This window comes from Ruegeria marina (genome assembly GCF_900101475.1).
GTDB classification, from domain to species: domain Bacteria; phylum Pseudomonadota; class Alphaproteobacteria; order Rhodobacterales; family Rhodobacteraceae; genus Ruegeria_B; species Ruegeria_B marina.
Genome location: NZ_FMZV01000005.1, coordinates 157,828 through 171,144, shown reverse-complemented (window position 1 = coordinate 171,144; position 13,317 = coordinate 157,828). Strand labels below are relative to the sequence as shown.

The 13,317-nt window shown below is 62.6% G+C and carries 16 protein-coding genes; 4 read left to right on the top strand and 12 right to left on the bottom strand.

Annotation, left to right across the window (positions count from 1 at the left end; translation table 11 throughout):
* From dsrO to dsrA, 11 genes are read right to left on the bottom strand one after another with little or no spacing between them, the layout of a single operon-like run.
* Entirely contained in the window at nucleotides 1-741 is a 741-nt protein-coding gene (gene dsrO / locus BLT75_RS09270; protein WP_093030046.1) for a sulfate reduction electron transfer complex DsrMKJOP subunit DsrO, read from the bottom strand.
* Entirely contained in the window at nucleotides 738-1,214 is a 477-nt protein-coding gene (locus tag BLT75_RS09265) for a hypothetical protein (protein ID WP_093030044.1), read from the bottom strand. The genes dsrO and BLT75_RS09265 overlap by 4 nt, the downstream gene beginning before the upstream one ends.
* Nucleotides 1,215-1,216: 2 nt before the next feature.
* Nucleotides 1,217-3,160 carry an NAD(P)-binding protein gene (locus BLT75_RS09260; RefSeq protein ID WP_093030042.1) on the bottom strand — a complete coding sequence of 648 codons (1,944 nt, stop codon included), beginning with the start codon at nucleotides 3,158-3,160 and terminating at the stop codon, nucleotides 1,217-1,219.
* Between the two features lie 27 nt (nucleotides 3,161-3,187).
* Nucleotides 3,188-4,714, bottom strand: a complete 1,527-nt coding sequence (gene dsrK / locus BLT75_RS09255; RefSeq protein WP_093030040.1) for a sulfate reduction electron transfer complex DsrMKJOP subunit DsrK — start codon at nucleotides 4,712-4,714, stop codon at nucleotides 3,188-3,190.
* A gap of 3 nt (nucleotides 4,715-4,717) precedes the next feature.
* Nucleotides 4,718-5,440 carry a respiratory nitrate reductase subunit gamma gene (locus tag BLT75_RS09250; RefSeq protein WP_218128864.1) on the bottom strand — a complete coding sequence of 241 codons (723 nt, stop codon included), beginning with the start codon at nucleotides 5,438-5,440 and terminating at the stop codon, nucleotides 4,718-4,720.
* 58 nt (nucleotides 5,441-5,498) lie between these two features.
* Nucleotides 5,499-5,831 (bottom strand): TusE/DsrC/DsvC family sulfur relay protein, encoded by a 333-nt coding sequence (locus BLT75_RS09245; RefSeq protein WP_093030529.1) that lies wholly within the window; start codon nucleotides 5,829-5,831, stop codon nucleotides 5,499-5,501.
* 47 nt (nucleotides 5,832-5,878) lie between these two features.
* Nucleotides 5,879-6,187, bottom strand: a complete 309-nt coding sequence (gene tusB / locus BLT75_RS09240; RefSeq protein WP_093030037.1) for a sulfurtransferase complex subunit TusB — start codon at nucleotides 6,185-6,187, stop codon at nucleotides 5,879-5,881.
* 10 nt (nucleotides 6,188-6,197) lie between these two features.
* Nucleotides 6,198-6,605: a sulfurtransferase complex subunit TusC gene (tusC, locus tag BLT75_RS09235; protein WP_093030035.1), complete on the bottom strand. Its 408-nt coding sequence runs from the start codon at nucleotides 6,603-6,605 to the stop codon at nucleotides 6,198-6,200.
* A 9-nt stretch (nucleotides 6,606-6,614) separates the two neighbouring features.
* Entirely contained in the window at nucleotides 6,615-7,007 is a 393-nt protein-coding gene (tusD, locus tag BLT75_RS09230; RefSeq protein ID WP_093030033.1) for a sulfurtransferase complex subunit TusD, read from the bottom strand.
* A gap of 16 nt (nucleotides 7,008-7,023) precedes the next feature.
* Nucleotides 7,024-8,106, bottom strand: coding sequence for a dissimilatory-type sulfite reductase subunit beta (gene dsrB, locus BLT75_RS09225; protein WP_093030031.1), 1,083 nt, complete (start codon nucleotides 8,104-8,106; stop codon nucleotides 7,024-7,026).
* Nucleotides 8,107-8,130: 24 nt separating this feature from the next.
* A complete protein-coding gene (gene dsrA, locus BLT75_RS09220; RefSeq protein ID WP_093030029.1) occupies nucleotides 8,131-9,426 on the bottom strand; it encodes a dissimilatory-type sulfite reductase subunit alpha in 1,296 nt (431 codons plus the stop codon).
* A gap of 78 nt (nucleotides 9,427-9,504) precedes the next feature.
* Between dsrA and BLT75_RS09215 the strand changes: the two genes are divergently transcribed.
* Genes BLT75_RS09215 through BLT75_RS09200 form a run of 4 tightly spaced genes read left to right on the top strand, consistent with a single transcriptional unit; the run spans nucleotide 9,505 to nucleotide 12,160 of the window.
* Nucleotides 9,505-10,614 carry a TauD/TfdA family dioxygenase gene (locus BLT75_RS09215; RefSeq protein WP_093030027.1) on the top strand — a complete coding sequence of 370 codons (1,110 nt, stop codon included), beginning with the start codon at nucleotides 9,505-9,507 and terminating at the stop codon, nucleotides 10,612-10,614.
* A complete protein-coding gene (locus BLT75_RS09210; RefSeq protein ID WP_093030025.1) occupies nucleotides 10,601-10,795 on the top strand; it encodes a sulfur relay protein DsrC in 195 nt (64 codons plus the stop codon). Before BLT75_RS09215 ends, BLT75_RS09210 begins: the two co-directional genes overlap by 14 nt.
* Nucleotides 10,792-10,995 (top strand): DUF6967 family protein, encoded by a 204-nt coding sequence (locus tag BLT75_RS09205; protein ID WP_093030023.1) that lies wholly within the window; start codon nucleotides 10,792-10,794, stop codon nucleotides 10,993-10,995. The genes BLT75_RS09210 and BLT75_RS09205 overlap by 4 nt, the downstream gene beginning before the upstream one ends.
* Nucleotides 10,996-11,050: 55 nt before the next feature.
* Nucleotides 11,051-12,160, top strand: a complete 1,110-nt coding sequence (locus BLT75_RS09200) for an Mrp/NBP35 family ATP-binding protein (RefSeq protein WP_093030021.1) — start codon at nucleotides 11,051-11,053, stop codon at nucleotides 12,158-12,160.
* Between the two features lie 2 nt (nucleotides 12,161-12,162).
* Here the strand turns inward: BLT75_RS09200 and BLT75_RS09195 are convergent, their stop codons facing one another.
* Entirely contained in the window at nucleotides 12,163-13,254 is a 1,092-nt protein-coding gene (locus BLT75_RS09195; RefSeq protein WP_093030019.1) for a YeeE/YedE family protein, read from the bottom strand.
* Nucleotides 13,255-13,317: the final 63 nt, after the last annotated feature.

Here is a 13,317-nt window from a genome sequence, read left to right as displayed (position 1 = left end):
TCAGATCTCCCTGTAGCGGACGCCCGGATTCAGATCGAGATCGGGGCGCAGGGCCACCGAGGGGTACTCGGCAAGGCGGCGCGAGATATCGCTGTCCGGGTCAAGCAGGTCGCCGAAAACCATGGCGCCGTGGCCGGCCGCCGCGCAGGCCTCGACACAGGCGGGAATGCGCCCGGCATCGACGCGATGCACGCACAGGGTGCAGCTTTCCACCGTTCCGATCCCGCGCGGGGCGTGGGTCTTCTGATTGGTGACAGGCTCATGCACAAAGGAGCGCGCCTTGAACGGGCAGGCCATCATGCAATAGCGGCAGCCGATACAGATATGCTTGTCGACCAGCACGATGCCGTCCTTGCGCTTGAACGAGGCGCCGGTCGGGCAGACATCGACGCAGGGCGGGCTTTCGCAATGCTGGCACATCACCGGCAGGCTGGTTTCCCGGCCGCTGCTCTTGTCCTTCAGGGTGACCTTGCGGATCCATTGCACATCGGTCTCGGCATGGCCGCTGCCCTTCCAGCCGTTCTCGTCCTGACAGGCGGTGATGCAGGCATTGCAATCGGGCGCGCATTTCGACGCGTCGATCAACAGACCCCAGCGTTTGCCAGCATCGGCAGCGGCTTGCGCCTCGCTGCCGCCAAAGGCCATCAAGGTCACACCGGGGGCAAGCTGCATCGTCGCCAGTGCCGCGCCGCTTCTCAGGAAATCCCGGCGCGAGACATCTTTCTTGGCACCGCAGCTCATTGCCCCGCCTCCCGCGCCCCGAGATAGGCCACCAGCGCGCCCACATCCGCTCCAAGTGCCGGGGACAAAACCCCGCCCAGCGCCGCATGGGCGGGCGGTTCCTCGACCCCTTCGGGCGTCGAGCGATGACAGTCAAAGCAATCGACCCTGACCGCGACATAGTCATGGCAGCTGCGGCAGAAATGCCGCTCGTCGGCATAGGTCACCGGCGTGCCGGCCTCGTCCTTGGTCGCATGGCACTCGAAACACCCGCCGAGCGAGGCGTTCTGCTCCCGCTTGCCCTCGTACATGGTCACGTCGCGGTCATGCCGCATCATGCTCATGTGCCAGCGCCGCATGTAATCATTGCCTTCGGGATGCGCCTCACCCGTCGCCTCGGGGATCGCAGGACCATAACCGCCCTGCCCCTCACCGGCCCAGACCGCCGAGGCCAGCATCGCGATCAATCCGGCGATCAGCAGCGACGCGCGCATTCTCACTCTCCAAGCCCCATCTTGATATAGCCGGTCGGGCAGACATCGGCGCAGATGTGACAGCCGATGCAGCGGGTATAATCGGTATCGACATAGCGCCCGACGGTACGGTCGGATTTCTTGACGCGGAACACCGCGTCCTGCGGGCAGTAGATCACGCAATTGTCGCATTCAAAGCACATGCCGCAGGACATGCAGCGCTCGCCCTCCTTCTGCGCCTGTGCCTCGGTCAGACCGACGATGCGCTCTTCGAAATTGCCCAGGACCGCATCGGCGGCAATGTGGATTTCTTCGCGGTGCTCGCGCCCGACATATTTGAAATGCCCCTTGAACAGCTCGGTATGCGGGATGATCTGCGAGCTGGACCGATCCTCGTAATTGTGGATCGCATAGTTCGCCGTATTCGTGCCGCGCGCCTGCATGTGATCGTAAGGCGATGGGGTCTTGCCCCGCTGGTGCAGTTCCGCCAGCAGGTCGAAGTGATGCACATCCACCTTGGGACGGCGCGCAATCTCACCATCGTCGAGGAAATCGGTGATCGCGTCGGCGGCGATACGGCCCTGCCCGATCGCAGTGGTCAGCAGATGCGGCCGCACGATATCGCCGCCGGCAAAATGCTTGTCCCGTCCCTTGACCTGATAGCCCCCGGCGATATCGATGAACCCGCGCCCGTTGTCCAGCGCCTCGACCCCGGTCAGGTCGCCCATCTGACCAATGGCCGCGATGATGATATCGGCCTCCAGTACGAACTCGGTGCCTTCGACCGGTTCGGGCACATTGCCCTTCATCTGGCACTCGCACATCCGCAGACCCACGGCCTTGCCGTCTTTCAGGATCACCTCCAGCGGCATCACACCGCCCCTGATCTCTATCCCTTCCCGCTTGGCATCCTCGCGTTCGCGTTCGGCGGCGGTCATCTTCTCGACCGGGAACAGAGAGGTCAACGTCGCCTGCATCCCCTCGCGCGTCAGCGACGAGGCGACATCATGGCTGGTAAAGTCGATCAGCGCGCCATCGTTGCGCTCGGGCAGGTAGTCCTTGGTGATGTGGCCCAGACGCCGCGCGACCGAGGCCACGTCGATCGAGGTATCGCCGCCGCCGACCACCACCACCCGGCGCGCGGTGCCCAGCACATAACCCTGGTTGAACGCGTCGAGGAATTCGATCCCGTTGATGCAATTCTCGGTCCCTTCCCAGCCGGGGATCGGCAGCGGACGGCCCGATTGCGCACCCATCGCCCAGAAGATCGCGTCGTAAGACGCCTCCAGTTCCTCCATCGGGATATCGGTGCCCACGCGGGTGTTCACCCGGACCTCGATACCGAGATCGAGAATGCGGTTGATCTCGGTGTCCAGCATGTCGCGCGGGGTCCGGTAGCCCGGAATGCCATAGCGCATCATGCCGCCCAGCTTGTCATTGGCCTCGAACAGCGTGACAGCATGCCCGTCGAGCCGCAGGAAATAGGCCGCTGACAACCCCGCAGGCCCGCCGCCGATCACCGCAACGGACTTGCCGGTATCCGCCCCCGGTGCCGCGTGCTTGACCCCGTTGGCATTCGCCCAGTCGCCCACATATTGCTCGACCGCGTTGATGCCAACGAAATCGTCCACCTCGTTGCGGTTGCACCCGGCCTCGCACGGGGCCGGACAAACCCGCCCCATGGTCGCCGGAAACGGGTTGGCGGCCGCCATGCGGTGAAAGGCGTATTCCTGCCATTCCATCCCCTCGACCGGGGGCTTGTCCATGCCGCGCGCAATGGCCAGCCAGCCGCGAATTTCGTGTCCCGACGGGCACGACCCCTGACAGGGGGGCGTCTTGTGCACATAGGTCGGGCATTTGTGCGAGCGATCGGCGTTGAAGATCTTTTCCTCCAGATCCCAGTCCGATGCGGTCTCACCTTCCTGAAACCGGCGGAAGGTCAGCGCCTGGTCTTCGTGGTCCTTCATCTCGTCCTCCTCCCGTTCGCCTTCGTCTCAGGCGTCTTCCGCCTCGTCCTCGTCCTCGCCCTCCTGACCGGTCAGGATGATGGCGTTCGACACCAGCTGATGGACCGAAAGGATCGCGTCCATCTCGTAGCCGTATTTCGGCATGACCTTTCCGAACTGCGTCTTGCAGATGGCGCAGATCGCGGCCATGTGGGTCACCCCGTGTTCTTCGGTCACGTTCTGCAAGGCCTTCATTCGTGGCGCCGACCCCTTGATCCGCAGGTCCAAGAGATCGTCGGTCAACAGCCCGCCCCCGCCGCCACAGCAAAGCGTGGCCTCGCGGATCGTGTCGGGCTCCATGTCGAAGAAATTGTTGCAGACCGCCCGGATGACATTGCGCGGGATCTCGAACTGGCCGCCGGGATAGTCGCCCATGCCGCTCGCGCGGGCGACGTTACAGCTGTCGTGATAGGTCAGCCGGATATGGTCGTTGCGGCTGGGATCGAGCGTCAGCGTCCCCTTCTGAATCTCGTCCCAGGTGAATTCCAGGATGTGCTGCGGCACCGGATAGGATTGGTCGAGGAAATCCCAAGGACCCGCCAGCGTGTTCAGGAAGGAATAGGCCACCCGCCAGGCATGACCACATTCGCCAAAGATGATCCGCTTGACGCCCAGGTCCTGCGCCGCCTTGCGGATACGCAGGCTGATCTCGCGCATGTTCTCATACGACCCGATGAACAGGCCGAAATTGGCGGCCTCGGAGGCATAGGAACTCAGCGTCCAGCTGACGCCCGCCTCGTGGAACACCTTGGCATAGCCGATCAGCCCTTCGATATGCGGCTCGGCAAAGAAATCGGCCGAGGGCGTGACCAGCAGGATATCGGCGCCCTTTTCATCCAGCGGCAGGCGCACCGAGACGCCGGTATCGTCCTCGATATCCTCTTCCAGATCCTCCAGCGTCGCCCTCAGCGCCTTGGGGTTGAGACCAAGGTTGTTGCCGATATCCTTGACCTTGCCGATGATCTCGTTGGAATATTTCTGCCCTACCCCGACGCTGTCGAGGATCTCGCGCGCCGCCATGGTGATCTCGGCCGTGTCGATCCCATAGGGGCAAAAGACCGAGCAGCGGCGGCATTCCGAACACTGGTGGTAATAGGAATACCACTCGTTCAGCACCTCCTCGGTCAGGTCGCGCGCGCCCACCAGCCAGGGGAAATGCTTGCCCGCAAAGGTGAAATAGCGCCGATATACCGAGCGCAGCAGATCCTGCCGCGCCACCGGCATGTTCTTGGGGTCGCCGGTGCCCAGGAAATAGTGGCACTTGTCGGTGCAGGCGCCACATTTCACGCAGATATCCAGATAGACCTGAAAGGCGCGGTTCTTCTCGGCCAGCTCCTGCATCTTGGCCAGCGCCTTTTCCTTCCAGTCCGGCACCAGCTCGCCGGGAAAGCCCAGTTTCGCTTGGTGCTCTGCCTGCGCGACAAAGGGTTTCGTCCCCTCCATCGCGCCCCGTTTCAGACAGGGAATGTCCAGCGGAAAGGCAAGCTCCGGGACCTGGGTATCGCCGTCGGGCATGGCTCAATTCTCCATCTTGGCGGCCCAGGGCGCGACATGGCGCACCTCGCGCGGGTTGTCGATCTGGTTGCGGCTGGGGCTGAAAAACACGCCCGGCGCATGCAGGAGCTTCGAGATCGGAAACACGATCATCAACACGATCACCAAGCCCAGATGCACCAACAGGGTCGGATCGTTCGGCAGATCGCCCACCCGGAACCGCATCAGCCCCAGCATGTACGCCTTGACCGCGACGATATCGGTATGGGCGACAAAGCGCGTCATCGCGCCCGAGGCGCCAATGCCCATCAGCAGCGCCAGCATCAGATGGTCCGAAGGGTTCGAGATATAGCGGATGCGCTCGACAAGGATGCGCCGCGCCCAAAGCCCGGCCAGACCTGCCAGCATGGCAAAACCCGCATAGGTGCCCAAGGGCTGCACGACCTCGACCCAGCCCCAGACCGGTTGCGTGAAATACCGCAGGTGCCGTGCCAGAACCAGCCACAAGGCCATGTGGAACACCCAGCCGAAGAGCCAGATCCACTTGTTCGACTTGTAGAGGCTCTCGAATAACACGACCTCGCGGATCACCCGCAGGATGACGCCCCCGCGTGTTTTCGGCGCGGGCGTCGTCGGTATCTTGAGCGGGGCGGGAACGCGCGCATAGATCCTGATTTTCCGCACCACACCGATCAGCAGGATCAGTGTCGCGACATAGAACAGGATGGCATAGACAGTTCCCAGCACGCGGGTTGCTCCTTTGGCGCCCCCTGAACAGTCAGTGGGCGATGTTAGCCTGTTTGCCTCAGACGCAGCCGGTCGGCTTGGGCAGACCGGCGATCTTGCAGGCCTGTTTCGCCGGGCCATAGGGGAACAGCTCGTACATGTACTTGTTGTTGCCCTTGTCCGGGCCCATCGACTTCTTGATCGCCTTGATCAGCACCCGAACGGCCGGTGCGATCTGGTACTCGTCGTAATACTCGCGCAGGAAATTCACGACTTCCCAATGCTCGCTGGTCATGTCGATATTCTCGGTCTTGGCGATCTCTTCAGCCAGTTCCTTGGACCAGTCGCTGAGCGTGGTGATATAGCCCTCTTCATCGTGTTCGATGGTGTGGCCGTTGACCTGGTATGACATGGTTCTTTCCTCTTCCTGTTCAGGCCCGGAACCGCCGGGCATATCTTTCAAAGCCAGGACTGCGTCCGGTCGTGTTCCGTGACGAGGTCGACGAAACCGTCGTATCCGACGGGCTGCGCCCCCGAGATCAACTTGCCCGCGTCGATGCCGCGCGCCTTGAGATCGCCTTCGAGCACGTAGAGCGCCACCTCGCCCATCCGGGCCTTGACCTCGGACGCCATGGCCGAGCCGTCGAGCGCGCCATAGACAGCATCCTCGATCAACAGGACGGCATCGCCGGTCAGACAATGGCCTAGGCAACTGGACAGGGCCGTGTTGCCGAAGGGTGACTTGTTCACGGTGTGCAAGGTTGACATGTCTACCCCCCTAGAAACTCAGCACGACGTCCTGATCGGCCATGATCTTTGCCATCTCGGCCCGGCTGACGACGCGGATCGAGGGTTTCTCCTCCCAGTCATCATCCTCGTCCTCATAGGTGATCTCTTGCAGATCGCCCTCGGACAGGCCGCGCGCTTCCAGCGACTCGCGCTCGACATAGAGCTTGGTCACCTCGTAATCGCCCAGCGCCCGGAACGTCGGAGAGAAGTTCTTGACCCCGATCGCGTCGGTGTTCTGGCCGCGGGTCAGCTGGAACACCCCGTCATCGAGAAAGGCCAGCGACACATCCTGCTCGAACGCCGCGCCGATCAGCACAACTTCGAGGCTTTCCAGCGCATAAATGGTGCCATAGGGCGGCTTGCGGTTCACGTAGAGGAATTTCTTGGTATCCGACATCGCCCTGCCTCAATCCCCGAACGTCACCAGCCGGTCGGTCTGGATCCCCATCTCGATCAACTGCCCAAGACCCGAGATCCGGAACCCCTCGGCGATGTTGTGGGCATCCTTGCCCTGCCGCCTGGCCTCGTTCTCGTCCAACAGCCCGCGCCGCTGCGCCGCCGCGATACAGACCACAAGGTCGATACCGTGGTCCTGGGCGAGCGCCGTCCACTGTTTCTGGATATGGCGCTCGTCCTGCGGCGGCACCGACAACCGGGTCGAGACATTGACCCCGTCATGGTAGAAGAACACCCGCGGCACCTCGTGCCCCTTGTCCAGCGCCGCCTTCACGAACTGATAGGCGGTATCGGCGGCCTGGTGGGTATAGGGCCCTTCGCTGACGACTACTCCGATCTTCACGTCCGAACCCTTCCCGTCAGAAATGCAGATGGGCGGACATGTTCATCGTCTTGCGCGCGCCGGTCCACGTGTCCAGATGGTGCTTGGTAAACGCCAGTTCGGTCATCTCGAAGAACCGTTTCCAACCGATCCGGTCGATCCACTCGCCCATCCGTTCCCAATGCTTGGCGTCGTGCTTGTAGGCTTCGACGATCCGGCGTACGACCTCCTTCACTTCGGGCCAGTGCGGCGCGTTGTTGGGCAGGTTGGCGACCGCCAGCTTGTGGAAAGTGGGCTTGGAGCGCGCATTCGAATGCTTGCCCCCGACCCAGACCGCGATCTTGGTCGAATCCGCGCCGTTGATCTGCATTGGCGGACAGGGCGGATAGCAGGCCCCGCAGCAGACGCATTTCTTCTCGTCCACCTCCAGCGACGGCTTGCCGTTGACCATCGCCGGGCGAATGGCCGCGACCGGGCAGCGGGCCACCACGGCGGGGCGTTCGCAGACGTTGGCGACCAGATCGTGGTTGATCTTGGGCGGCTTGGTGTACTGCACGTTGACCGCGATATCCCCCTGCCCGCCGCAGTTGATCTGGCAGCAGCTGGTGGTGATCCGCAGCCGGTTGGGCATCCTTTCCTGCACGAACTCCTTGTGCAGCATGTCCATCAGCCCCTTGACCACGCCCGAGGCATCGGTGCCGGGAATGTCGCAATGCAGCCAGCCCTGCGTATGGCTGACCATCGAGACCGAGGCGCCAGTGCCGCCGACCGGAAATCCGGCCTCCTCCAGCGCGGCGATCAGCGGTGCGACCTTGCCCTCGTCCGCCACCATGAATTCGATGTTCGACCGCGTGGTGAACCGCACATGGCCATCGGCATAAGCGTCGCCGATGTCGCACAGCTTGCGGATGGTGAACACATCCATCTGGCGCTGGGTTCCGGCGCGCACGGTATAGATCACGTCGCCCGATTTCGCGACATGGCGCAGCACGCCGGGACGCGGCCGTTCGTGCCAGTCCCAGTTGCCATAATTGGCCTTCATCACCGGGTGCATGTACTGGAACGGGTCCGGAACGCCAACCTCGTCCGGGACGCGGGGGGTCTTTGCCTGGGTCGTCATCTCTCTCTCCCTCCTGGCCTGGACTTACTCGGCCGCCGTATTGCCCGCCTTCTCGGCGGCCATCCGGTCGAACCATTTCGCGGCTTCCTCGTCGAAATCATCGGTGCGCACATAGCAAGAGGTGCGCGGATGATTGACCATGTTCGGGTCGGGCTCGATCTCCAGCGCTTCCAGGAAGGCCGGCAGGCCGATCCGGTCGATGGTCTCGCCGATCCGCTCGTGCTCCAGCGCGTTGTCGGCAAAGAACTCGACAACGTTCTGGGCGAACTCTTCGAGCTTTTCGAAATCCTCGTCGGTTTCCAGCTTCATGAAGGGCACCACCATGATCCCCATCAGGTCACCGATCTTCAGCGCCCGCTTGCCCCCGATCATGATCGAGATACCGCGATCGTCGCCGGGGCTGAGCGCCTTGGTCATGACGTTGATGCAATGCATACAGCGCACGCAGGAGCGATTGTCGATCTCCAGTGTGTCGTCATCGTTGAGCGAGATGGCCCGCGTCGGACACATCGAGACAACCGTGTCGATCGTGTACTTGCGCCCCTTCTCCCTGACGTGCTCCTTGACCTTTTCCTGGTCGATCTTGATGTCGTCGCGCCAGGTGCCGATCACCGCGAAATCGGCCCGATGGATGGCGTTGACGCAATCGTTGGCACAGCCCGAGAACTTGAACTTGAACTTGTAGGGCAGCGCCGGACGGTGCATCTCGTCCAGGAGCGAGTTGATGATCGTGCGATGGGCGCGCACCTCGTCAAAGCAGGACTGTTCACAGCGCGCATGGCCCACACAGGACATCGCCGTCCGCAACGCGGGCCCGGCCCCGCCAAGGTCGAAACCGATCTGGTTCAGCTCGTCAAAGGCCTTCTGGGTGTTCTCCGTGGTGCAGCCCTGGAACATGATGTCGCCGGACTGGCCATGAAACGCGATCAGGCCGGACCCGTGCCGCTCCCAGATATCACAGAGCTTGCGCAGGATGTCGGTGGAATAATGGAACCCTGCGGGCGGCATCACACGCAGGGTGTGAAATTCCTTTGATTCCGGGAACTTGCTGGCCACTTCGGAAAACCGCGGGATGATCCCGCCGCCATAGCCAAAGACGGACACCGTGCCGCCCTTCCAGTATCCCATACGGTTCTCGTAGGAATGATTGAGCTGACCCAGAAGGTCATTCATGATCTTCTTGTTGCCCTCAGATCCTTCGTCGCGCAGCCGCTTGATACCGGTGACGAAACTGGGCCATGGCCCGTCTTCGAGCTCGTCCAGCAAGGGTGTCGGGTGGATCTTGCGGTCCTCTGTGTTTGCGTCCTTGTCGTCTTTCATGGCGTTCTCCCTGTCTCCGCCTTGAACCGAACTTGCCGGCGCTGCCGCCGTCTCCGGCCGAAGTCCCGTAAATTCGGGATGTTTGAGGCCGGCCGGGCGTTTCATGTTGAAACATCATTACATAATAATTTACGAATATGGAGAGATACGCAAGAATTAGTGCAGCTTCGCGCAACAATATTGCGTTGCAGCATTTCGCGCCGCATCGCCGCATCGCGACAACGAAGCCAGAAAGTCGGGAACACACAAAAGCTTATGGAAAACCTGACAAACACGATAAGAAATTTCGACTGGACGGACCTGTCGCAAAACGATCGTTGGGAAAACTGGCGCACGGCAAAGATTCGCGTGTCCCAGACCCTGGAACAGATCGAACCCGTGTCCATTGCCGCGCTGGACAAACCGGACCCGCAGGCTGTGGCCGCAATCGAATGGCGGTGCAGCGTCCAGAATTTCGCGATCTACCGCACCGGGAATCACGATCCCCGACTTGAATATACCAGCGCCTCGCTCCTGCGCTTCGCGGGCCAGCTCGGGCTGAGCATTGCCGAGAACCATCGCTCGGCGGGCCTGTCGCATGTGGTGGCGCTCAGAACCTCGTCGGGAGAAGGCAAGAAGGGATACATCCCCTACACTCCGCGCCCGATGAACTGGCATACGGACGGATATTACAACCCGCCCGAACAACCGGTGAAAGGCTTCATCCTGCATTGTTTCCAGCAGGCCCTGTCCGGCGGAGAAAACCATCTGCTCGACCCGGAAGTCGCCTATTTGCGGCTGCGCGACGAAAACCCCGACTATGTCCGCGCGCTCATGCATCCGGAGGCGATGACCATTCCGGAGAACAGGGAAAAGGACGGAACGCTGCGCCCGACGTCGACGGGCCCCGTGTTCCACTCGGATGAGGCCACCGGGCGGTTGCAGATGCGCTATACCGCGCGCACCAGGTCGATTGCCTGGCGGGACGATCCGGCAACCCGAGCGGCCGCGGATTGGCTGCGCGACTGGCTGGGCTCTGGCGATCCGCTGATGCGCAGCATCCGGTTGCAGCCGGGACAAGGTATCGTCTGCAACAATGTGCTGCATGACAGGACTGGGTTTACAGACGGTGAAGGCGAACAGGCCCGCGTCATCCTGCGGATCCGCTTTCACCAGCGAGTACGGGAGGATTTTCGTGGCGCAGCTTAGCGATCTGATCATCGGCCACCCCGAAGTGGCCTCGTTCCGCGAATTGATCGCATTGGTGGAACACGCCGGCACATCCGGTCAGATGTTCCTGGAGTTCGACGTCAAGCCGGACTACCGCGACACGCCGCGCAACTGGCAATGGGTACTCGAGGCCGCGTTTACCAGGGGGGCGGACACATGACCGACAAGGTGACCGAGATCGCGCAGCTGGATCTGCCCTATAGCCGCAAGGCGTCGATCCGGCTGGTGGAGTTCGACAGTGGCATGAAACTGGTCCGGCTGGTGCTGCGCGAGGGCACCCGGATCACCCAGGTCGATCTGGACGCCGAGAGCGCCCTCCGGCTGAGCAGAACGCTGGCCGAAACCGCCGACCGGCTGTGAGCATCCGAAAACACTGCGACACCACCGCCCACATCAATGACCAAAGGAAGACCGAATGAAGAAGATCATCCTCGCACGCCTGTCGCTGATCACCCCTCCGGGCAGCCGGACGGATCTGCTGACCTCGGGCATGATCCTTCCCGATCAGGTCATGGTCGAAGGCGGCAAGGTCGTGATCCCCGTCAATGTCCCGCCCGATTACCCGGGCGACCTGGCCGAGGTCCAGTCCCTGATCGAGGACAGGTTGCACAGCCTTGACGGCATCGAGAACCTGCTGGTCGTCCTGACGGCCGAGCGCCCCGCCGCGCCTCAACCCACAGCCACCGAACCGCCGAAGCTGAAAAAACGCCCGACCGAGGCACCTGGGCGTGACATGCGCCCGCATTCGGCGGCCGTGCCGGGGATCAGGACCATCATCGCGGTCGCCTCCGGCAAGGGCGGCGTCGGCAAATCGACCACCGCCGTCAACCTGGCGCTGGCGCTGCGGTCGCTGGGCCTGCGCGTCGGGCTGCTGGACGCGGACATCTACGGCCCCTCGATGCCCCGCCTCCTGGCCATCACCGAACGCCCCCGGATCGAGGATGACGTGGTCCACCCGGTCGAGCAATACGGCATCAAGGTCATGTCCATGGGCTTTCTCATGCAAGAGGAAAGCCCGGTGATCTGGCGCGGCCCCATGGTCGTCACCGCCCTGATGCAGATGACCCGCGAGGTGAACTGGGGTGAACTGGATGTTCTGGTTCTGGACATGCCGCCCGGCACCGGTGACGCACAGCTGACAATGGCGCAACAGGTGCCGTTGCAGGGTGCCGTGATCGTCTCGACCCCGCAGGACCTTGCCCTGATCGACGCGCGCAAGGGGCTGAAGATGTTCAAGCAGGTGGATGTTCCGATCCTCGGCATCGTCGAGAACATGTCGACCTTCTTCTGCCCGCATTGCGGGCAGCAATCCGACATCTTCGGCCACGGCGGCGCCGAGCAGGACGCCCGCCGGCTGGGCGTGCCCTTCCTCGGCGCGATTCCGCTGCACATGACGATCCGCGAGATGTCCGATGCGGGCACGCCCGTGGTGATATCCGAACCCGACGGGATCCATGCCCGGCATTACCGCGACATTGCGCTGAGGGTCGCCACCCGCCTCTTCCCCGAGGAGGATGACGACTGATTTCAGGCGATGGCTTCCATCGTCTTCACCCCGGCAACGCCGCCGAGCACGATGGCGGCGAAGGTGATGAGCGAGCCGACGGCCAGGGTCGATACGCCGGTCAGCGCCTGTCCCACCGTGCAGCCCAGCGCCAGCACGCCGCCGATCCCCATCAGGGCCGCGCCGAACATGTTCCGGATCGAATCCGCCTGATCGGCAAAGGTGGTCAGGTGCAACCGCCCCATGGACAGCGCTCCCGCCAGCCCTCCGATCAGGGCGCCGGCCACGGTGACAATCCCGAAGCCCGGCGCGCCCAGCGCGGTATAGCGCATCAGGTAGTCGATCGAGTCGCCCACCGGCCGCACGTAGCTGAGCGAAATCAGCGTCGGGTTGTCCGCGAACTCGTCAAAGGTCAAACCGGTCAGCACCCACCCCAGGACGACACACAGCCCGATACCGACGCCCGCCACAAGATTGCGCGGCGAAGTCCTGAAGCTGGCGCTTGCAAAACAGAACGCCAGCAGCCCTGCGACCACGATCATTGTGCTTGCGGTTGTCGCCGCGTCGACCGGGATCCCGGTCAGGCCGGACAGGACGGCGCCGAGGCTCTGATCCTCCATGCCGGCTCCGGACAGGTCTGCCGACAACGGATCGAAGATCGCAACCCGCAAGGGCCCTAGCAATCCGCCGATGGTCATGTAGCCGAAGATGCCGGTGATCAGCAGAACCACGATCGAACGCAGGTCTCCTCCCCCTGCCCGCACCAGGTTGCGACTGATACATCCGCCCGAAAACACCATGCCGAATCCGAAGATCAGGCCGCCCGCGATATTGGCCCCCCACCCCAGGCTCGGCGTCTGATACATTGACAAAGTCATGTCCGCGATTGCCGCGCCTTCGATCAGCCAGACCCCGAAAACCGCAATGGCGATCGCCAGCAGCCATGCCCGGAACCGGTTCCAGTCCCCGAACGACAGGATGTCCGAGATCGATCCCATGGTGCAAAAATTCGTCCGGTAGACGATGAAGCCAAAGGCGATGCCGATCAGCAGCCCGCCCCAGGCGATGTAAAAGTCAGCCGACTCGACCGCCAGCTCTTTCCACGTTTCCACCATCGCGCCCTCTCTCCTCCCAGAAGTGTTGCGACCGCAGGCAATCCCCGGAGATAACAACACATA